General features: G+C 54.8%; 15 protein-coding genes and 1 pseudogene. 10 read left to right on the top strand and 6 right to left on the bottom strand.

Annotated elements, in window-relative coordinates:
* Positions 1-25: 25 nt before the first annotated feature.
* Positions 26-1,042: an NADPH-dependent aldehyde reductase Ahr gene (gene ahr / locus AC6I8B_RS22435; RefSeq protein ID WP_010257039.1), complete on the bottom strand. Its 1,017-nt coding sequence runs from the start codon at positions 1,040-1,042 to the stop codon at positions 26-28.
* 104 nt (positions 1,043-1,146) lie between these two features.
* Positions 1,147-3,120 (bottom strand): methyl-accepting chemotaxis protein, encoded by a 1,974-nt coding sequence (locus AC6I8B_RS22440; RefSeq protein ID WP_157354211.1) that lies wholly within the window; start codon positions 3,118-3,120, stop codon positions 1,147-1,149.
* 359 nt (positions 3,121-3,479) lie between these two features.
* On the opposite strand from AC6I8B_RS22440, the gene AC6I8B_RS22445 reads away from it, so the two are divergent.
* From AC6I8B_RS22445 to AC6I8B_RS22455, 3 genes are all read left to right on the top strand, one after another.
* Positions 3,480-3,719 (top strand): type II toxin-antitoxin system RelB/DinJ family antitoxin, encoded by a 240-nt coding sequence (locus tag AC6I8B_RS22445; RefSeq protein ID WP_010257033.1) that lies wholly within the window; start codon positions 3,480-3,482, stop codon positions 3,717-3,719.
* Complete coding sequence (locus tag AC6I8B_RS22450) at positions 3,719-4,006, top strand: type II toxin-antitoxin system RelE family toxin (protein ID WP_033759930.1); 288 nt, start codon at positions 3,719-3,721, stop codon at positions 4,004-4,006. The genes AC6I8B_RS22445 and AC6I8B_RS22450 overlap by 1 nt, the downstream gene beginning before the upstream one ends.
* Positions 4,007-4,360: 354 nt before the next feature.
* The gene (locus tag AC6I8B_RS22455) at positions 4,361-4,537 is read left to right on the top strand and encodes a con-10 family general stress protein (RefSeq protein WP_010257023.1); all 177 of its coding nucleotides are present in this window, start codon (positions 4,361-4,363) and stop codon (positions 4,535-4,537) included.
* A 63-nt stretch (positions 4,538-4,600) separates the two neighbouring features.
* On the opposite strand, the gene AC6I8B_RS22460 is transcribed toward AC6I8B_RS22455, so the two are convergent.
* On the bottom strand, positions 4,601-5,497 hold the full coding sequence (locus AC6I8B_RS22460; RefSeq protein WP_157354214.1) for a LysR family transcriptional regulator: 897 nt from the start codon (positions 5,495-5,497) through the stop codon (positions 4,601-4,603).
* A gap of 202 nt (positions 5,498-5,699) precedes the next feature.
* Between AC6I8B_RS22460 and AC6I8B_RS22465 the strand changes: the two genes are divergently transcribed.
* Together AC6I8B_RS22465 and AC6I8B_RS22470 are read left to right on the top strand one after the other, a co-directional pair.
* Entirely contained in the window at positions 5,700-6,824 is a 1,125-nt protein-coding gene (locus tag AC6I8B_RS22465; RefSeq protein WP_157354299.1) for an MFS transporter, read from the top strand.
* A gap of 68 nt (positions 6,825-6,892) precedes the next feature.
* Positions 6,893-7,918 carry an alpha/beta hydrolase gene (locus AC6I8B_RS22470; RefSeq protein WP_157354216.1) on the top strand — a complete coding sequence of 342 codons (1,026 nt, stop codon included), beginning with the start codon at positions 6,893-6,895 and terminating at the stop codon, positions 7,916-7,918.
* A gap of 59 nt (positions 7,919-7,977) precedes the next feature.
* Here the strand turns inward: AC6I8B_RS22470 and AC6I8B_RS22475 are convergent, their stop codons facing one another.
* Complete coding sequence (locus AC6I8B_RS22475; RefSeq protein ID WP_031292285.1) at positions 7,978-11,082, bottom strand: efflux RND transporter permease subunit; 3,105 nt, start codon at positions 11,080-11,082, stop codon at positions 7,978-7,980.
* Between the two features lie 290 nt (positions 11,083-11,372).
* On the opposite strand from AC6I8B_RS22475, the gene AC6I8B_RS22480 reads away from it, so the two are divergent.
* Positions 11,373-11,540: a hypothetical protein gene (locus AC6I8B_RS22480; protein ID WP_009093121.1), complete on the top strand. Its 168-nt coding sequence runs from the start codon at positions 11,373-11,375 to the stop codon at positions 11,538-11,540.
* Between the two features lie 333 nt (positions 11,541-11,873).
* A pseudogene (yajD, locus tag AC6I8B_RS22485) lies at positions 11,874-12,221 on the top strand (HNH nuclease YajD).
* 173 nt (positions 12,222-12,394) lie between these two features.
* Here yajD and AC6I8B_RS22490 read toward each other — a convergent pair.
* Positions 12,395-12,925: a cyclophilin-like fold protein gene (locus tag AC6I8B_RS22490; protein ID WP_332838064.1), complete on the bottom strand. Its 531-nt coding sequence runs from the start codon at positions 12,923-12,925 to the stop codon at positions 12,395-12,397.
* 267 nt (positions 12,926-13,192) lie between these two features.
* Between AC6I8B_RS22490 and AC6I8B_RS22495 the strand changes: the two genes are divergently transcribed.
* The 3 genes from AC6I8B_RS22495 (at position 13,193) to AC6I8B_RS22505 (ending at position 17,751) form a co-directional block, all read left to right on the top strand.
* Complete coding sequence (locus AC6I8B_RS22495; protein WP_033770142.1) at positions 13,193-15,520, top strand: FdhF/YdeP family oxidoreductase; 2,328 nt, start codon at positions 13,193-13,195, stop codon at positions 15,518-15,520.
* A gap of 237 nt (positions 15,521-15,757) precedes the next feature.
* Positions 15,758-16,873, top strand: a complete 1,116-nt coding sequence (locus AC6I8B_RS22500; protein WP_157354219.1) for a metallophosphoesterase — start codon at positions 15,758-15,760, stop codon at positions 16,871-16,873.
* A 77-nt stretch (positions 16,874-16,950) separates the two neighbouring features.
* On the top strand, positions 16,951-17,751 hold the full coding sequence (locus tag AC6I8B_RS22505) for an MBL fold metallo-hydrolase (RefSeq protein WP_157354221.1): 801 nt from the start codon (positions 16,951-16,953) through the stop codon (positions 17,749-17,751).
* A 55-nt stretch (positions 17,752-17,806) separates the two neighbouring features.
* Here the strand turns inward: AC6I8B_RS22505 and AC6I8B_RS22510 are convergent, their stop codons facing one another.
* Positions 17,807-19,732, bottom strand: coding sequence for a methyl-accepting chemotaxis protein (locus AC6I8B_RS22510; RefSeq protein ID WP_010256986.1), 1,926 nt, complete (start codon positions 19,730-19,732; stop codon positions 17,807-17,809).
* Positions 19,733-20,136 lie beyond the last annotated feature (404 nt).

The raw sequence follows: 20,136 nt of genomic DNA on the forward strand, positions 1-20,136 counted from the left end.
TGCGGCATGTCATTTCAGATTCGCATCAGAAATCGGCTTTCAGAACCACACGGTAATTGGCTTTACCGGCGCGAACGTGATCCAGCGCTTTATTGATGTCAGACATCGGGAAGAACTCAACCTGTGGCGCAATATCCGCACGCGAGGCGAGTCGCAGCAGCGAACGCAGCTGGCCTGGTGAGCCGGTTGATGAACCGGTCACCGCTTTGTCGCCCAGGATCAGATCGAAAGCACTCACTTCAATCGGCTTCATTACGGCACCTACGGTGTGGAATTTACCCTGAGGTGCCAGCGCAGCGAAATAAGGTTTCCAGTCCAGGTCGACCGCCACAGTACTCAGGATCAGGTCAAAACGGCCTGCCTGCTTTTTCAGAGCTTCTGGATCACGGCTGTTAACCACTTCATCCGCGCCCATATCCAGGATCGACTGCTTCTTATCTGGCGTTGAGCTGAATGCCACCACTTCGGCACCCATCGCGTGCAGGATCTTGATTGCGATATGGCCCAGTCCGCCGATACCAATCACACCCACACGGCTGGTTGCCGTGATGTTGCTCATCAGCAGCGGTTTAAACACGGTGATACCGCCACACAGCAGCGGACCGGCGCTCGCCACATCCAGTTTTTCTGGCAGCGGAATAACCCATTGCCAGTCAGCACGCAGCTTCTCGGCAAAACCACCTTTGTTCATGATGGTCGGGATGCTGCCCTGCTGACAGTTAACCTGCTCGCCGTTAATACAGGCATCGCAGTGCTGACAGCTTTTTGCTGTCCAGCCGATTCCTACACGCTGGCCGACTGAAAGACCTTTGTTCTTAGCCGCTTCGCCCAGGGCAGAAACCCGGCCAATCACTTCATGTCCTGCAATCACCGGGAACTGAGAGATGCCCCACTCGTTGTCGATCATCGACAGATCTGAGTGGCAGACGCCACAATATTCGACCTGGACTTCGACTTCTTCGGCTGCCAGTTCGGCGGCATCGTACTCATAGAGTTCAAGGGCCTGGCCAGCCTGCATGGCTGCATAACTTTTAATTTTCATTCATACCTCTGCGTGGTTAATCACCGACAAGTGTAACAACTGAAAGCCCGCCCTGCCTGGTCGTTGCGCTTACACCGCACTTTTTTGTCTTTTATGCTGATAAATCAGCCCTTAACCTGCGCACCGGAAAGAGTTTGTAACACCTTGAGCTGCGCGACGGCTTCCTGCATCGCATCCATCCCCTGCGTCAGTTCACGCAGGCTGCCGAGATGCTTCGCAATATCAGCGCGCTCATGTCGCGTCTGTTGATTCATGGCCGCCAGCGTATCGGCTGCGCTGATACTGCGCTCTGCCATCTGGGCGGCGGTCTGCGCTGAATCACTGGCCACCAGCCGGATACGTGAGATGGTGCTGACTGCCTCACCGATGTTACTGGCCGTAGCTTCAGCCTGCTCTTTTGAGGAGTGCGCCAGACGACGAACTTCGCCCGCGACCACAGCAAATCCCCGCCCAGCCTCGCCTGCACGAGCCGCTTCTACTGCGGCATTCAGCGCCAGGATATTGGTCTGGAAAGCAATATTGCTGATGCCATGCGTAATCTCATTGATGCCGTTGGAAATTTTCTCCAGATCGTCCAGACCATCATCCAGCCGGCCCTGCGCCTGCTGACTCTCGGTGGCGATGTTACTGATGTTACGGATACTGCTCTCTGCCAGGCTCAGGGTTTCTCCCTGGCTCTGAGTGGCTGTTTCCAGCACCGGCAGCGCCTCCATCAGCGGCGTCAGCGCCTGCTGATAAGTGATAACCCGATCCAGCACCCGCGTCTGGATGCTGTTCAGCGCTTCCCAGCGGCGCAACGCTCGCTGCGCGTAGTGTGCCGCGTAGCCGGCGTACTCTATCGGGAACTGGCTCATCGCTTTGACGTCATGATTAAAGAACACCAGCGCGGAGAGCGTCTGATTGATGGGCACACCCAGGATTTCGCCGAAGCTGGAAAAACCGGCGGCGGCAATGCCTTTGAAGAAATGGGCATTATGCAGCTTATCGGCATTACCGACACGGCGCAGGATACAGTCGTTCATCAGGATCGCCGCGGGTTTGCCATGCTGAGCGGTAAATGCCTGCCACTCCTGCTGCGTCGTCTGTTTAAAGTCTTTCTCTTCCATCAGGAACAGTCGATCGCCAAACTCAAGATCGCAGAAAAAGTGTACGCCGCCCGATTCAATTTTGGCGATTGAGCGAATAAAGTACTCGCCGCCAACTTTAACGCCGAAAGTGAGTCCCTTCAGCCGTTCGCTCAGTTGCGCTTCGTTGCAGTTGAGATGTTCACACAGCGCCGCAACAAACGGCTGCTGCTGCCCCTGACGGTTAAATACTGACGTCACAGTACGCGCTATCGGATCGGCTTCAGCAATCAGCCAGCTCTGATCGCGTGGCGTAAAGTTCTGGCTTTTAAAAGGAGCAAATGATTTTCCTGGCGCCATCTGGCAGAACACAATCACCGCCTTGCCCTGCAACACCTTGCCACCTGTACCAATCCAGGTGCCATCAAAGGTGATTTTGCCTCCCGCCGAACCACCAATCGCCAGGCAGGGAAAGCGCCCGCTGTTATACCAGGCCTGCATCAGAAAGCCTTCGGATGCCGATAATCCGTCGCAGTAAATCATGGCGAAAGTACGATCGGCCGAGAGCGGCATCCGCACTTGCAAGCGCGCCAGCTCCTGCTGGATGGCGGTGATGCGCTGGCTGGCCGTCTGCGTGTCGGCGACATGCAGATCAACAATATGCGTCTCATGGCGTGCGATCAGTGTGTCCGGCAGCCAGAGGTAGCTTCCCTCCGGGCCATTGCCATCACAGTAGGTGCTTTGCGATCTGCTGCTGCTCAGCGCGCCGTTGGAAGAGAGCGTCAACACCGTCAGGTCGGCGGAATTGAATCGCTGCCAGGCCTGACTGACCCGCTGAAAATCGGCTTCAGGCGGAACGAAGGTCATCAGGATGCCGCCCGCCCGCGAGCTTAAACCCACGGAGGCCAGTGAATCTGGCAACGCACGACAATCGTAGGTGCCATTGGCAGGCTGACTGCTACGCCTAAGACGGGCAACAGGCAGGTGTCTTTTGATCGTCTTAATGATCGACATATTATTATTTTCGCTTTTATTTGAGTAATTTGCGCTTAAATTAGCGCTTTCTGGTGTGTATAAAAGGAGGGCTAAAAGCAGGTCCGTTCGCGTTCAGAACTCGTCGCGGAGTGCCGGGTTCATCAATGATCGGCGCGCTCAACGCCTGTTGGTTATCGCCAGTAGCGGGAAAACCTTTAACGATTGCTGCAGTTGGTTTAATGGATGAAGATGTTATATTTTCGTAGCATAAAATAAGCTTTAGCGTGATTTTACCGGGAAGATATAAGGCTGTGCGGGTGACTGATGTTTACTGTTTGCGATACAGACTCATCAGTGCGACAATTGTAATGTCAAGTGTAAATACAAAGGAACTCGCTATGGGCACAATTAACATTCGAATCGATGATGACCTGAAGACACGATCCTATGCTGCGCTCGAAAAAATGGGTGTGACTCCTTCTGATGCGCTGCGCCTGATGCTTGAATATATTGCAGATAATGAACGTCTTCCCTTTAAGCAAACGTTACTCAGTGACGAAGATGCGGCGTTAGTAGACATAGTTAAAGAACGCCTGCGAAACCCTGAGCCTGTCCGGGTCACACTGGATGACCTTTAATGACCTGGCAACTGGAGTTCGATCAGAGGGCACTGAAAGAGTGGCGCAAGCTGGGCCCGACAGTACGTGAACAGCTTAAAAAGAAGCTGGCTGAGTGTCTTGAGTCACCCAGAATTGAGGCGAACAAACTCAGCGGGATGCCTGACTGCTATAAGATCAAGCTAAAGTCATCCGGTTATCGACTTGTATACCAGGTTATTGATGACCGGGTGGTGGTTTTTGTGGTGGCTGTCGGGAAAAGAGAGCGCTCAGAGGTTTATTCTGCCGCTTCCAGGCGTCTCTCTTAAACAGGAGACTTCACCGCTAACAAACAAAGCGGCGCTATTCCTGTTTACCTGTCACTCTGCTGGTTCCAGTGCTGTTCGCAGCGCTCCCGAGCTTCGGCAGGCAGGTCGCGTAAATCTGGCAGCGTGTCGCCGGAACCGTAGCCCATTGATTCCCTCGCTTCCTGCTGTTCATCCTGCGCGGCGAACGTGATTTTCTCATCCAGCTGCTGCCAGCTATCCCCCTGCGAAAAATTAAAATCAGTCTTATCAATAATTTAAGTCTGTGCATTTGCATAAACGAAGCGGACGACTATGCTTGCAGATGTGACTAGCTAGTCCTTTTTATCTAATGGAACATTGATATGAGGTCTTCCTATGACACAACAGAAATACAGAGGTGGTGCCGGCAATTTTGCCAACGATCCAGAACGGGCGAGTGAAGCTGGCAGTGCAGGAGGCAAGGCCAGTGGGGGCAATTTCAAAAACGATCCTGAAAAAGCCAGGGAAGCCGGTCGGAAAGGAGGCAAAATCAGTCGCCGTCCTTCTAAGTAATTCTGAATAAAGCGCTTTAGGACGTATTACGCCATGGAATGGCATCTATTCCAATAAGGTTCATCATGCCCCCTCTTTTAGCCTTAATGCCTCTCTGACCAGGGTAAATGCGGGTGAATGTTGCTTGCGGCTGGGATAATAGAGGTAATAGCCGGGAAACGGCTCGCACCAGCGCTCCAGCACCCGGATCAACATGCCCTGCTCCAGCCCTTCTGCGACTTCCTGTTCAGGCAGGAAAGCGATCCCCAGCCCGGCGAGAGCCGCTTCTGCAATGTGTGCCGAGGTGTTGAACGTCAGCTGTCCATCCACCCGCACATTTAACGGCCCCTCTTCACCGTCAAACTCCCAGACGTACAACCCACCCGCTGTCGCCTGCCGCATGTTAATGCAGTTGTGATGCAGTAGATCCTGTGGAACCTGCGGCGCAGCATGACGCCGAAAGTAGTCGGGCGTGGCCACCGCAGCCATCCGTAATGGCGGGCTTATCGGCATCGCTACCATGTCTTTATCAATGGTGTCCCCCATCCTGACCCCTGCATCAAATCGGTCGGCCACGATATTGCGTAAGCCATGATTAGCATCGAACTCAAGCCGGATATCAGGATAAGCCGCCAGCAATGGCGCCAGCTTTGGCATCAGGAGCGAGCTAAGAATATGCGGCCCGCAGGTGATCCGTACCGTGCCGGCTGGCTTGTCCCGCATCGCGGTCAGCATATCCAGTTCCGCCTCAATTTCATCGAACCGATTGCCAATCGCCTGGATTAACCGTTCACCCGCCGCGGTCGGTGAGACGTTACGGGTCGTGCGGGTAAGCAGCCGAATCTCCATCCGGTTTTCCAACGCGGTAATGGTCTGACTTAACGCGGGCTGCGTCACGCCCAGCAGCGCTGCCGCGCGGGTAAAGCTGCCCTCACGCGCCACGGTAATAAAAGCCTGCAGGTCATTCATGTTGCGCTTCATACTGCACTTCCGCCGATAGATTTATAAGGTCTGGTTATAACCCCATTAAGGATTCATTAGCTAGTCAATATAAAGCGAAACAGTAAAATTTCCTGAGTTCATCAGCACCGCAAACAATGAAACAGGACACAACATGACTTCCACGGAAACAACTGACTGTTCCCCCCGGCATAAAGAAGCGCACTGGGGTGGTGTATGGGCAATGACGCTGTGTGTATTCGCGCTCATCGCCTCTGAATTCATGCCGGTCAGCCTGTTATCGCCGTTATCACAAGATCTGGCGGTCAGCGAAGGTCTGGTCGGACAGGGCATCGCTATCTCCGGCGCACTGGCAGTGATCACTAGCCTCTCAATAACCCGCATCGCAGGGAACCTCGACCGCAAAATTCTGTTGCTGGCGCTCACGCTGGTAATGGCACTATCCGGATTGATGGTGGCGATGGCACCCAACTATCTGACTTACATGACTGGCCGGGCATTGATTGGCGTGGTGATTGGCGGTTTCTGGTCGATGTCAGCGGCGGTCGCTATCCGGCTGGTCCCCACCGGGCAGGTGCCGCGCGCGCTGGCCATTTTCAATGGCGGGAATGCGCTGGCGACGGTTATCGCTGCACCGCTGGGCAGCTATCTCGGTTCTGTCATTGGCTGGCGCGGGGCTTTTTTCAGCCTGGTGCCGGTAGCCTTGATCGCCCTGCTCTGGCAGGCGCTCACGCTGCCATCAATGCCAGTCGATTCGGCCCGGCAGCGCAGCGGAAAAATTCTGCAGCTGCTGCGTTCGCCGCTGGTTACGGTGGGTCTGACCGCCTGCGGCCTGCTCTTTATGGGCCAGTTCACCCTGTTTACCTATCTCCGCCCGTTTCTGGAAACCGTGACACAGGTTGACGTTTCTGCGCTGTCGCTGGTGCTGCTGACCATTGGCGTCGCCGGCTTTATCGGCACGCTGATTATCGGTGCTGTTTTGCAGCGCGGATTCTATCTGACCCTGATGATTATCCCGTTGATTATGGCGCTGGTTGCGATGCTGCTCATGGTGTTCGGTCATCACCTGTGGCTGGTGGCGCCACTGCTTGGCATCTGGGGACTGGTGGCAACAGCGGCACCAACCGGATGGTGGGCCTGGATCGCCAGAACCTTTCCGGAAAATGCCGAGACCGGCGGCGGATTAATGGTGGCCATCGTACAGCTGTCGATTGCTTTGGGGTCGACGCTGGGTGGCCTGGCCTTTGACCATGCAGGCTGGCAGACCACCTTTGCCATCAGCGCCACATTACTGGTCACTGCCGCCGGACTGGCGATGATCACCGCCCGTAAGGAAAGCGCTGCCTGATAGCAGATGTGTTGTTTAACCGGGCAACCCGTTGCCCTCACGTCGTCTACCCCGATAAGGATCTTCTTATGAGAGCATTAACCCTGATGTTTGGACTGTTGATCAGTTCATTTGCGGCCAGCGCTGCCGATATGTCACGCGGCGCCGATAACTTTTATCAAAGCGATAAAGTCACCCGCGAGAAAGTCACCTTTAAAAACCAGTATCAGATGGGTGTGACCGGCACGCTGTACAGACCAAAAGAGGCCGGTAAAACGGCGCGCCTTCCGGCGATTGTGGTAGGTCATCCGATGGGCGCAGTCAAAGAGCAGAGCGCCAGCCTCTATGCGCAGAAAATGGCTGAGCAGGGATTTGTTACCCTGGCAATTGATCTTTCATTCTGGGGCGAAAGTGAAGGTAAGCCGCGCAACGCGGTCTCTCCGGATATCTATGCCGAAGACTTCAGCGCCGCCGTGGATTACCTGGGTACCCGCCAATTTGTCGATCGCGACAGGATTGGTGTGCTGGGCATCTGTGGCAGTGGCAGTTTTGTCATCAGCGCAGCGAAGATTGATCCCCGCATGAAAGCCATTGCTACCGTCAGCATGTATGACATGGGGTCAGCCAACCGTAATGCGCTGAATAAAAGCCAGACACTGGCGCAGCGCAAGCAAATCATGGAAGCAGCAGCACAGCAACGCTATGTAGAGTTCACCGGTGGTAAAACTGAGTACACCAGTGGTACACCACATAAAATTGATGCTGATTCGCCTCCGATAGCCAAAGAGTTCTATGATTTTTACCGAACGCCTCGCGGTGAGTTCACACCGAAAAACAGTTCAGCTGCGCTGACCACGCACCCGACGCTCACCAGCAACGTGAAATTCATGAACTTCTATCCGTTTAATGACATTGAGACCATCTCACCCCGCCCGATGCTCTTCATCACGGGTGATAAAGCGCATTCACGCGAGTTCAGCGAAGATGCGTTCCAGCGTGCGGCACAGCCCAAAGAGCTCTATATCGTGCCTGATGCAGGCCATGTGGACCTTTATGACCGCACTGACCTGATCCCGTTTGCGAAGCTGACCGCCTTCTTTAAACAGCATTTGTAATCTTCCGCTGATCATTGATCCCAGCCCGTCTGCAGCCGCCTGCAGACGGGCTTTCTGCGTTATTGGCCTTTGCGATGGCGGGTCAGGTAGTGCTTCACCAGGACAAAGAAGAGCGGAACAAAGAACAGCGCCAGTACCGTGCCTGCCAGCGTACCGCCGATGATACCGGTACCGATGGCGATGCGGCTGTTAGCACCGGCGCCCGTCGCCACCGCCAGCGGGATCACACCGGCGATAAAGGCCAGCGACGTCATCATAATCGGCCGCAGACGGGTTCGCGCTGCCTGCAACGCAGCCGCGCTCAGCGAACTTCCCCGACGAACCGCATCCTCCGCAAATTCGATGATCAGTATCGCGTTTTTGGAGGTGAGTCCGACCGTGGTCAGCAACGCCACCTGGAAGTAGATATCGTTGCTTAACCCGCGCAGTGCCACCGCCAGCACGGTACCCAGTACGCCGAGCGGCACCGCTAACAGCACGGAGAAAGGCACCGACCAGCTCTCATACAGCGCAGCAAGACAGAGGAACACCACCAGAATCGAGATCGCATACAGCGTGGTTGACTGCCCGCCCGCCTGCTTCTCCTGCAGCGAAAGACCGCTCCATGCTCCTGTGGTCCCTGCCGGGAGTTCATTGGCCAGTCGCTCAATGGTGTTCATGGCATCGCCGGAGCTGAACCCTTCGGCGTTCTGCCCCTGTATTTCGTAGGAGGCAGAGCCGTTGTAGCGGTTAAGGCTTTCGGGTCCCATGGTCCATCGGGTCGAGGCAAACGCCGAGAATGGCGTCATGGTGCCCTCACTGTTACGGATGTACCATTTATCCAGATCAGAAGGTGATGAACGATACTGACCGTCGCCCTGAACATAGACCCGCTTTACGCGACCCCGGTCGATGAAGTCATTGATATAGGCACCGCCCCAGGCGCTGGTCAGCGTATCGGTCACGTCATCCAGCTGCAGTCCCAGTGCCACCGCTTTGCTGGTATCAATATCGACCTGCAACTGCGGCGTTTGCGGCAGGATATTGGCCCGCACGCCGAGCAGTTCCGGACTTTGCGCTGCGCTTTGTAGCAGCTGATCGCGCAGGTTGCCCAGTTGCTCACGCGTGGTGCCACCACTGGCCAGCAGCTCATAGGTAAAGCCGTTGTTCTGTCCCAGACCCGGCACCGACGGCGGCGTCAGCGCAAAGATCTGCGCATCCCGAATCGACGCCAGCGCGTAGGTGGCGCGCCCGGCAATCGCTTCGGCAGAGTTTTCACTACCCGGTCGCTGATCCCAGTTCTTAAGCTTGATAAACGCCATACCGGCATTCTGCGCAGCACCGCTGAAGTTAAAACCGTTGATGGTGAAGACCACATCAATATTCTGTTTCTCTTCGGTCAGGAACCAGTCAACTATCTGCTGATTGACTGCCTCAGTACGGCTGGCCGTGGCACCCGCTGGCAATGTCGCCTGAAGCATGATGCTGCCCTGATCTTCAGTCGGCAGGAAGCTACCCGGCAAGCGGGTAAACATCACAAACAGCACAACGCCCATTGCCGCATAAAGCGATACCATGATCAGCGGACGGCGCAGAGTGCTCACCACTTTGTGACGATACTGGCGCTCGGTGGCGGCATAAAAGCGGTTAAAACCGCCAAAGAAGCCTTTACGATGGGGTGAGGTCGGCCGCAGCAACATGCCACACAGTGCAGGCGTCAGGGTCAGTGCCACCACCACGGAGAAGGTCATGGCGGCGATGATGGTGATGGAGAACTGCCGGTAAATCACACCGGTCGACCCGGCGAAAAAGGCCATGGGCAGAAATACCGCGGAGAGCACCAGCGCGATAGCCACCAGCGCGCCGGAGATCTCTTTCATCGACTTTTCCGTTGCCTCACGCGCCGGCAGACCTTCGTCATGCATAATGCGTTCGACGTTTTCGACGACCACGATGGCATCATCCACCAGCAGCCCGATGGCCAGCACCATAGCAAACAGCGTCAGGGTATTGATGGTGTAGCCGCAAAGCGCCAGTACGCCAAAGGTGCCGAGCAGTACCACCGGCACCGCCAGCGCCGGGATCAGCGTCGCACGGATGTTCTGCAGGAACAGGTACATCACCACCACTACCAGCGCGATCGCTTCGATCAGGGTGATCACCACATCCTCAACGGAGATTTTGATGAAGTCAGTGCTGTCGAGCGCATAGGCCACCTCATAACCTTCCGGCATTGAGTGGCGATACTCTTCAACTTTGTTTTTCACCAGCGTCGCGGTGGCCAGCGCATTCGCGCCCGGTGCCAGCATCACTCCGACCCCTGCCGCAGGATGCCCGTTGAGTCGGGTGGTCATGTCATAGGATTCGCCGCCCAGCTCCACCCGCGCCACATCACCCACGCGCACGATGGCACCGCTTTTGTCGCTTTTGACGATGATGTTTCGGAACTGATCCGGCGTCTGCAGTCGCGACTGCGCTCTGACCGTGGCGGTGAGCTGCTGATTGTCGGGCGATGGCAGGCCGCCGATTTTACCGGCTGAAACCTGAATGTTCTGCGAGCGTATCGCCGCCGACACATCGGAGGGCTGCAACGCAAAGGAGTTTAGTTTGAAGGGATCGAGCCAGATGCGCATCGCGTACTGACCGCCGAACACCTGGATGTCACCGACGCCTTCGGTCCTGGCCAGCGGCTCCTGCATATTACTGACCAGCCAGTCACCGATATCCGTGCTGTTGCTTTTGCCCGTGGTGTCATACAACCCCATCACCAGCAGGAAGTTTGACTGCGATTTGGTGACGGTAACACCAAGCTGCTGCACTTCGCTGGGCAGACGGGAGAGCGCCTGCTGCACCTTGTTCTGCACCTGCACCTGAGCCGTGTCCGGATCGGTGCCCTGACTGAAGGTGACGGTAACCGACACATTCCCCTGTGAACTGCTGCTGGAGGTAAAATAGAGCAGATTATCCAGCCCGGTAAGCTGCTGCTCGATCACCTGCGTGACGCTGTTCTCCAGCGTCTCCGCAGAAGCACCGGTATACGTTGCGCTGATATTCACCGAAGGTGGCGCAACATCGGGATATTGTTCAACCGGCAACAGGGTAATGGAGAGCGCGCCAAGCAACATGATTAAAATGGCAACAACCCATGCAAAAACGGGACGATAAATAAAAAAACGAGAAAACATCAGCGGGATCTCTTCCTTTTGGGCGGGTGCAAAACCTGCATTCCTGCAGGCTAACAAACAGCGTTGATTATAGGGTGTAACCTCAGGCTGAACATCCTGACGTGATCTTTTCTTAAGGCTGGCTGATCGTACCGTGACGCTGCATTTTCGATTTATCGCGGATTTAACTGTGCTGACATCCGATGTGGGCATCAAAGAGAAAGCCGATCCATAACGAATCTGCTGATGCATTAAGCAAAATGGTGAGCCCTGACTATTCTCAAATAAAGGATATTGATCAGGAGAAAACCATGAAATTTTTCTACTTCGTTTCGCTCATCGCCTCTGCCCTCTATTTACTGGCCTTCCTGCCTAAACTCCGCACCCGTCGTGAACCCATAGCCTACTGGGGATGCTGGACTTATCTGGGTGCTAACGCCATTTTCTGGGCCGTTTATGGTGTCATGCATTACATTTGATGTCATTTTTTAAGCAAAGCGGTAAACAGGATGTTTTGGGCGCTATCCTGCTGATTAATTGGGTTAGCGTGAGCGGGAGCTTAGAGATATATCATTTTTGAGTTTTCATCACAGCGACAGGATTTTGTGCCTTCTCACAGGCCCGGCAGTTATTCAGGATTGCGAGACGTGCTGGAAAAATCATATAAGGCGGCTACGCGGATTTTCAGCTAACCCTCTGGATTTTAAAGCCTCCCGTCCCGCGGAACACGATGATTTCTTCTTCTGTGCCGTTATGGGATATATTGGCATCACTATCGTGAAATTTTCTCTGCATAACAGGTTATCCCGGCAATGGCTCTGATCCCTAAAAACTATACGCGGCTGGAAAGCGGCTACCGTGAGAAAGCACTTAAAATCTATCCGTGGGTGTGTGGACGCTGCTCACGCGAGTTTGTTTATTCAAACCTGCGCGAACTGACGGTTCACCATATCGATCACGATCATACCAACAACCCGGAAGATGGCAGTAACTGGGAGTTGTTGTGTCTCTATTGTCATGACCACGAACACTCAAAGTACACCGAGGCTGACCAGTATGGCACCCGTGTAGTGGCTGGCGAGGATGCATAAAAAGATGTCGGTGAGGCAACCTACAATCCCTTTGCTGACCTGAAGTCGATGCTGAATAAGAAGAAGTAATGACTGAACTGTCAGGCTGGCCGATCTGCCTGACAGTGTCGCTTGCCGAAGAGAATCACGATGTCTGGCCGCGGCCAGAACATAACGTAGTCCGTCATGCCAGAGGTCACCCTGGCCAGATTCAGCGCGATATGAATCTTTTACCAGCCGGTTATTTCAGATTTTGATATCAGTTATGGTCGGGAGAACCGTACGTCAATCCCCCCCTCACCGACACGCTTTTTGAGGCTATCTGTCGACAGCACCCTTCCTATTGGCGTGTAGCTATAGGAGGTCTGGAATGTCTCGTAAAAAAGAACCAGCGTCTTATTGCCATACAGCATCACATCGCCCTGCTGGATCGTGCCGGGTTTGTGCGGATCGTTATTAAGAGCAGCAGGCAGGTCTGCAAACTTCTCATTGCCGTTCAGCTCTTCCATCGTCATGGTCAGCGGGAGTTGCTGTACAAATGCTTTCGCGGTGGCGTTATCAGCCAGCGCAATCTCATACGACTGATGGTTGATCGTCATAATAATCTTCATGGGACGCAGCTCTCCTGCCCGAACCGGGCCACTGGCTTTAACGGGCATCAGACTATAGGTGGAAAGTAAAACCAGCAAAAGTAAGGCTCTTTTCATAAGGTCGCGTTCCGGATTATGGCGCATCTGTTCAGACATGGAGTGCGTTGCTGCGCTCGCAGTCCAGCCCTGAATAAACTGGCTCACTTACCCGCCGTTATCTGATGGTAAAGATTTATCCTTCACCCTTTCGCTGCATCATCACCCTGTCGGCGGAACTCGCGCGCCGCTTATTCTGCAATAGCCTGGATGCGCTGTGCTTCATCTGATGTGCTGAACTGATTTGCGGCTTACGTTTCGGACTGTCGAAACATTTTGAGAAATAATTTCCCTGAATAACAGCCAGTTTCCACGTTGTTGCAACTATTTCTGTACCAGGCTTAACAAATAACAACAGAGACAATGTGGAGCATTATGAAAGAGCAAAATCGCACAAATGGCATCGCTCCTTATGGGGGTGCTGCCGGAGGCTGGGGCGCATTGAAGGCGGTTGCCGATGCTATCCGCGGCCAGATGTCTGTGAAACAGGATGTGATCGCCCTGTTTAAAGTCAACCAGCCGCAGGGCTTTGACTGTCCGGGCTGCGCCTGGCCCGACCCGCAACATGCCTCATCCTTTGAGTTCTGCGAAAACGGCGCAAAAGCCGTCTCCTGGGAAGCCACCAGCAAACGCACTACACCGGAATTTTTTGCCGCTCATACCGTGACTGAACTGTGGGAGCGCAGCGCACTGCATCTGGAGGGCGAAGGCCGCCTGACCCATCCGATGAAGTACGATGCCGCTACAGATACCTATCAGCCCATCGAATGGGAGACGGCATTCCGGGAGATTGGAGAACATCTGCGCAGCTACGACGATCCGGACAGCGTAGAGTTTTATACCTCGGGACGCGCCTCCAATGAAGCGGCGTTTCTGTGGCAACTCTTCGCCCGCGAATATGGCACCAATAACTTCCCCGACTGCTCAAACATGTGCCATGAACCGACCAGTGTCGGGCTGCCGGAGTCAATTGGCGTCGGTAAAGGGACGGTAGAGCTGGAAGATTTTGATCACTGCGACCTGGTGCTTTGTATCGGCCACAACCCAGGTACCAACCATCCGCGCATGCTGGGCACGCTACGGGAAGTGTCGAAACGCGGTGCCACTATTGTGGCGATCAACCCGCTGCGTGAACGTGGGCTTGAGCGCTTTACTTCGCCGCAGAGCCCGATTGAGATGCTGTCAATGAGCTCCACTGAGCTGGCCTCGACCTACTACAAGGTCAGGGTGGGCGGTGACGCAGCGATGTTGAAAGGGGTGATGAAGATCCTGCTCACTATGCACGAGGAGGCGCTGAGCAAAGGCGAACCCGGCGTGATTGATGAAGCATTTATTACTGAGCACACTGAAGGCTTTGACGCCCTGAAAGCCGACCTGGAAAGCACGGACTGGGAGCATATCCTGAAAGTCTCGGGCATGGCGCGTGAGGAGATCCAGCATATTGCCCGGCTCTACGCCAGCGCTGAACGTACCATCATCTGTTATGGCATGGGAATTACCCAGCACCAGTACGGCACTCAGAACGTGCAGCAAATCGCTAATCTGCTGCTGATGCGCGGCAATATCGGCAAGCCGGGTGCAGGTATCTGTCCGTTACGCGGTCACTCCAATGTGCAGGGCGATCGCACAGTGGGCATCACAGAGATCCCGCCGCAGTCGCTGCTGGATGGCATAGAGAGGGTGTTTGGTTTCCGCCCGCCGCAGAAGCATGGTCACGGCGCCATTGAGGCAATAAAGGCGATGCGCGATGGCAAAGCCAAAGCGTTGCTGTGTCTGGGCGGCAACCTGGCGGAAGCGATTTCCGATCCACAGGTCACGTTCCCGGCGATGCGCAATCTTGATCTGGTGGTACATATGGCGACCAAACTGAACCGCTCGCACCTGTTACTGGGTAAACATAATTATCTGCTGCCGGTGCTGGGCCGAACAGAGACCGATGTTCAGGCAACCGGCGCGCAGAGCGTCACCGTGGAAGATTCGATGTCGATGGTGCATGCCTCACGCGGTTCGCTGGATCCCGCCTCACCCCATCTGAAGTCTGAACCGGCGCTGGTCGCCTCACTGGCGAAGGCAACGCTGCCGGACAGCGTGGTTGACTGGTCGGCCATGGCAGCCGATTACAGCCGCATCCGCGATGCCATTGAAGCGGTGTTCCCGGCGTTTGAAAACTTCAATGAGAGGATTAAGCATCCGGGTGGATTCCGGCTCTATAACGCCGCATCAGAACGGGTCTGGCTCACACCATCTGGCCGTGCGCAGTTTAAAGTGATGCAGGGCATCAATGAAGATCCCCGCTCGCTGAAGTGCCATGATCTGGTGCTCACTACCCTGCGCAGTCACGATCAGTACAACACCACGCTTTACGGGCTGAATGACCGCTATCGTGGCGTGACAGGCCGCCGCGATGTGCTGTTTATCAATGCAGAAGAGGCGGAGAAGCGACAGTTACGGGTCGGTGACCGTGTCGATCTGATGGCGCTGGACCCGGATGGCAATCCCACTTCGCGCCAGATGAAAAACCTGACCATCGTGATTATTGATATGGCCCCAGGTTCGGTCGGCGCTTACTACCCGGAGGCCAATGTGATGGTTCCGCTTGACAGCCACGATACCAAAAGCGGCATTCCCGCCTATAAAAGCATTCCGATATCCATGACTCGTGTCACTGACGAGACCCGGACGACCTCAGGCGTTTTACGCTAGTCAGGCGTCTCAATACGTGAATGTTGCCAGCGTGGCCGGTGCTCCGGTCACGCTGTTTTCATTGTTGCGCCCTGAAGTTTTATCGATCCTCTCTGCCTGCTTTACCGCCTGTAAAGCACCCGACGTGAAGCAAGCCTGACGGTAACATCATATACACTACAGTCCTGAAAACGGCTCTATAAACGATCGACTCTTTTTTGCCTGCGCAGATGTTCAGCGCCCTACCGGAAAAATGCCATGTTTCACCTGATTTTCAGCTTACCCAGCTGGTATGTAATTGCGCGCGTCATTATTCCTTTGTCCCTGCCACTTGTTGTAAAGATCCTGCTCTCCGCTCTGGTGCTGCTGGCGTCACAATATCTTCTGGTGAGCCGTTTTACCTCGGGCGGGATCTTCTCCGCTGAAATGCCCCGCATCATCATCATTCTGTTTAACTGGGCGTACAGCACCGTGCTGCTGCTGGCGCTGCTTCAGATGCTGATGGATGCGGTCATGCTGATTGCCCTGCTGTTGCGTCATCCGCTGGAGCTGGTTCCCGGTGTTCGCTATCTGGCCGTAGTGCTGGCGATGGGGCTGGCTGCCTTTGGCGTTCAGCAGGCGATACGCGTGCCGCCAGTCAAAGAGGTGACCCTTACGCTGCCCAATCTGCCCGCTGAATTCGATGGCTATCAGCTGCTGCAGCTGACCGATCTGCATATCACCCGGTTGTTTAATGCGGCCTGGACCGCCGCAATGGTTGAACGGGCAATGTCTCTCAAAGCCGATCTGATTGTGGTCACGGGCGATGTGATCGATGGCAGCCTGGCGCATCGGCGGCAGGACGTTGCGCCGCTGCGCGGGCTGGCAGCGCCTGACGGCGTATGGGCTATCACCGGCAACCATGAATATTTCTTCCATCAGGCAATCTGGACGGCGCATCTGGCCTCACTGGGTCTGCAACCTCTGCTCAACAGCCATACTGTGATCCAGCGCGGAACCGCAAAGCTGGTGATTGCCGGCCTGCCGGACGCCTCCGCACCCGGCAGAAACGCAGTCGGCCCGGATCTGGCCCGCGCGCTGGAACAGGCACCTGAAAACGCGCCGGTAATCCTGCTGGATCACCAGCCACGCAATGCACGCCAGAACGCAGCGCAGGGCGTGGATGTGCAGCTCTCAGGACATACGCATGGCGGCCTGATTATCGGGCTGGACAGGCTGTTTGCTAAACCCAACGCCGGGTTTGTTTCCGGGCTTTATCAGGTCGGCGGAATGCAGCTCTATGTGAATAACGGCACGGCACTCTGGCCAGGCATGGCGGTGAGGCTGGGTCGTCCCTCAGAACTCACCCAGATTACCCTTCGCCGCCAGCCGTAATCGCGTAACAAAATGGCGTCAGGAAAGTGCGGTTTTCGCAGGCGTGCATAAGATTGAGTGAGACAAAGGAGATCACCATGACGATGTTATGTACCGCCTGCGGAACAGCTTATCCCGCTCATTCCACTCATCAGCACTGTAAAATCTGTGATGATGAACGCCAGTTCGTTCCAGCCGCCGGTCAGCGCTGGATCGCGTTTGATGAACTGCGCGCCAGCCACGCCAATAAGTGGACGGCTCACAGCGATGCGCTGTTAAGTCTTAAAACCGTGCCTGAGTTTGCCATTAACCAGCGCGCTTTTCTGCTGCGCACGCCGCATGGCAACGTACTGTGGGACTGCATTGCCAACCTTGATGATGCCACCTACACGTTGATCGCGGCGCTGGGCGGCATTGATGCTATCGCGATTTCACATCCGCACTACTACACCACCATGCAGGAGTGGGCTGAAGCGTTTAATGCGCCCATTCATCTGCACGCCCGCGATCGTCAATGGATTGTGCGGAAGAGTCCGCATATCCAGTTATGGCAGGGCGAGTCGCTGACGCTGATGCCCTCTGTGACGCTGTTACGGCTGGGCGGCCATTTTCCCGGCGGCAGCGTGCTGCACTGGAACGAAGACGAAGGGGTGATTCTGGCGGGTGATATTATCCAGGTTACGCCGGGTGCGCATGGCGTGTCGTTTATGTGGAGCTACCCGAATATGCTGCCGCTGTCAGCCGCTACGGTAGGCGACATACTGCATCGGCTCTCCGGCGTGACATTCGGGCAACTGTATGGCGCGTTTGAAGGGCAGGATATCCATCAGCAGGCAAAAGAGAAGGTGATGCGGTCGGGAGAGAAGTATCTGGCCTGTCTGCAGGATCATCAGGCGTAGCGCGGAATAAATGCTGAGAAGAGAACAGCCGCCCAAAGGCGGCTGTTTAACACCATTATGCGGTCTGGAACACCGCAACCATCGTACGTAACTGCCCTGCGCGCGCGGCGAGCTCATCAGCTGAGGAGGCCGACTCTTCTACCAGCACGGCGTTCTGCTGCGTCACCTGATCCATCTGGTTCACCGCAATATTGACCTGCGAGATGCCACTGCTCTGCTCTTCGGATGAAGAAGTGATGTCGCGCATCAGCTGAGAGGTCTGTTCAATAGCGCTGACGCTCTGTTTCACCTTATCGCCTGCGTTCTGCGCCATGGCGATCCCTTCCTGGGCGTGGCCGACCGACTGCTCAATCAGACCTTTGATCTCTTTAGCTGCACTGGCTGAACGTTGTGCCAGTGCCCGCACTTCCGATGCAACAACCGCAAAACCTTTACCCTGCTCACCGGCGCGTGCCGCTTCCACGGCCGCATTCAGTGCCAGAATGTTGGTCTGGAAGGCGATACTGTCGATCACCGAGGTAATCTCTTCAATTTTACCTGAGCTGCCACGAATTTTGTGCATGGTCTCCATCACCGAATCCATCGCTGCACCACTGGAGAGTGCAGCCTGCGTGGCAGATTCTGCACGGGCAGAGGCAAAGCGCGTGTTATCCGCGTTCTGCTGAATGATTGCCGCCAGCTGCTCCATGCTGGCAGCCGTTTCAGCCAGTGAAGCCGCCTGTTGCTCGGTGCGCGACGACAGATCGCCATTGCCACGGGCAATCTCTTCTGAGGAGTTGGCGATGGTAGCCGCGTTACCTTTGATATCCGACACCAGTTGAGCAAGACGCTGCTGCATCCGCATCAGTGCATTCAGCAGCTCAGCCATCTCATTGCTGCCGGAAACGTTCAGCTGTGCCGTCAGATCGCCCGCCGCGACGCGGCTGGCAACTTCGACCGCTTCTTTAACCGGCCGGGTAACAGAACGGGTGATCATCACGGCCAGCAGAATGGCCAGCAGCGCGACGGCAAACAGACCTGCCAGTAACAGATATTGCGCATAGCGGCGTTCCTGGATCTGCGTCTGCATCATTCCTTCCAGACGATGGCTGGTTTGTTCACCCAGCTCGCCGTAACGGTTAATCGCCTGGGTAAAGATCCGTACATAGTCAACCGGCGTCACGCTGGCGTGACCGCTGACAAAGACACTATCAGCCAGATTCAGCGCACTCAGCGCCTGCTGGTTCGCATCCTGTGCCAGATTGCCAAAGGTGGTTTTAAGATCTGGCTCAATGGAAAATACTTTATCCATGTTGCCGCTAAACTGTCTCAGCGCCGTTTTGCCATAATCAAGCTGAAATGCCATGCGGCTGCGATCGGCATCCGACACATTCCCACCCGCAATCAGCGACGTGCCGCTAGCACGAATCTGTCCCAGCGTTTCAGTCAGTTGCGGCAGGCGACTAAAGATACTGACAATCAGCTGGTAGGTATTCAGATCGGCATCCAGCGATAGCTGATAAAAATCAAGTACATCCTGGTTCGTATCGAGTAGCACCTGAATCAGCTGAGCATGTCGCGTCAGGCTGGTTGCCAGGGTCAGTTTGCCCGCGTTAATATCGTTCTGCAGCTGGCTCCACTCCTGATTAACCCGCTCCAGCCGCTTCAGCGGCTGCGCCTGCTCATTATTCTGACGTAATTCGTCAGCAATCGTCTGAGATAAGCGATTAACCTCACTGACCAACGCCATACGTGGCGCGTTATCTGGCTTGTTCAGCGAGATAGCGATCGCGCTTTCCGCACGGTGCCGCTGCAGCAAGTTCAGCAACTTGAGCACCTTTCTTTCGACCGGTATACCGGTCAGTTCCACATTCTTTGTATCAATAAGCTGGTTGCCCGTCTGAATAAACAGAAAGGTGGGTAAAATAAACAGCACCAGCGCAAAGGATCCGAGTAACAGGAATTTCGCTGGCAAATTAATCCGGTCGAGTATTTTTTTCATTCTTTTCCGCTCTGATGTGTGAGACGTGCAGGTGTGTAGCGCACGAAATAGCTTTCGTAATATTATTTTTACCGTTTCTTTGACATAGCCAGAGATGCCTCATGCAGCACAATGTCGCTATGAAGAAAGGAGTTTCGTATAAAAAATCAGAAGTACATATAACACGGAAGGGAGTATAGATTGCGCTGCGTTATTTTACAGCGAATAAAATGACAATATTTACTTCAATATCCACCTAAGCCAAACTTAAAAAATAACCATATAAATCAAATAATTGAAATAAAACAATCTGGCATAACACATTAATCATCAAGCCTGACTTCAGCGTTATTGTTTTGAAAATAAAGAAATTCAAGTTGCGTCATGAATAGCCGATAACTGACATCCTGCCTGTATCTGATTCA

It is taken from the genome of Pantoea sp. X-Soil-ISGK-285 (genome assembly GCF_059730815.1).

Bases quoted from the DNA above. Each gene is read 5' to 3' on its own strand.
- AC6I8B_RS22450 (WP_033759930.1), top strand. From the start codon at position 3,719: ATGACCTGGCAACTGGAGTTCGATCAGAGGGCACTGAAAGAGTGGCGC.
- ahr (WP_010257039.1), bottom strand. From the start codon at position 1,042: ATGAAAATTAAAAGTTATGCAGCCATGCAGGCTGGCCAGGCCCTTGAA.
- AC6I8B_RS22460 (WP_157354214.1), bottom strand. From the start codon at position 5,497: ATGAAGCGCAACATGAATGACCTGCAGGCTTTTATTACCGTGGCGCGT.
- AC6I8B_RS22500 (WP_157354219.1), top strand. From the start codon at position 15,758: ATGTTTCACCTGATTTTCAGCTTACCCAGCTGGTATGTAATTGCGCGC.
- AC6I8B_RS22475 (WP_031292285.1), bottom strand. From the start codon at position 11,082: ATGTTTTCTCGTTTTTTTATTTATCGTCCCGTTTTTGCATGGGTTGTT.
- AC6I8B_RS22510 (WP_010256986.1), bottom strand. From the start codon at position 19,732: ATGAAAAAAATACTCGACCGGATTAATTTGCCAGCGAAATTCCTGTTA.
- AC6I8B_RS22445 (WP_010257033.1), top strand. From the start codon at position 3,480: ATGGGCACAATTAACATTCGAATCGATGATGACCTGAAGACACGATCC.
- AC6I8B_RS22495 (WP_033770142.1), top strand. From the start codon at position 13,193: ATGAAAGAGCAAAATCGCACAAATGGCATCGCTCCTTATGGGGGTGCT.
- AC6I8B_RS22455 (WP_010257023.1), top strand. From the start codon at position 4,361: ATGACACAACAGAAATACAGAGGTGGTGCCGGCAATTTTGCCAACGAT.
- AC6I8B_RS22465 (WP_157354299.1), top strand. From the start codon at position 5,700: ATGACGCTGTGTGTATTCGCGCTCATCGCCTCTGAATTCATGCCGGTC.
- AC6I8B_RS22480 (WP_009093121.1), top strand. From the start codon at position 11,373: ATGAAATTTTTCTACTTCGTTTCGCTCATCGCCTCTGCCCTCTATTTA.
- AC6I8B_RS22470 (WP_157354216.1), top strand. From the start codon at position 6,893: ATGAGAGCATTAACCCTGATGTTTGGACTGTTGATCAGTTCATTTGCG.
- AC6I8B_RS22440 (WP_157354211.1), bottom strand. From the start codon at position 3,120: ATGTCGATCATTAAGACGATCAAAAGACACCTGCCTGTTGCCCGTCTT.
- AC6I8B_RS22505 (WP_157354221.1), top strand. From the start codon at position 16,951: ATGACGATGTTATGTACCGCCTGCGGAACAGCTTATCCCGCTCATTCC.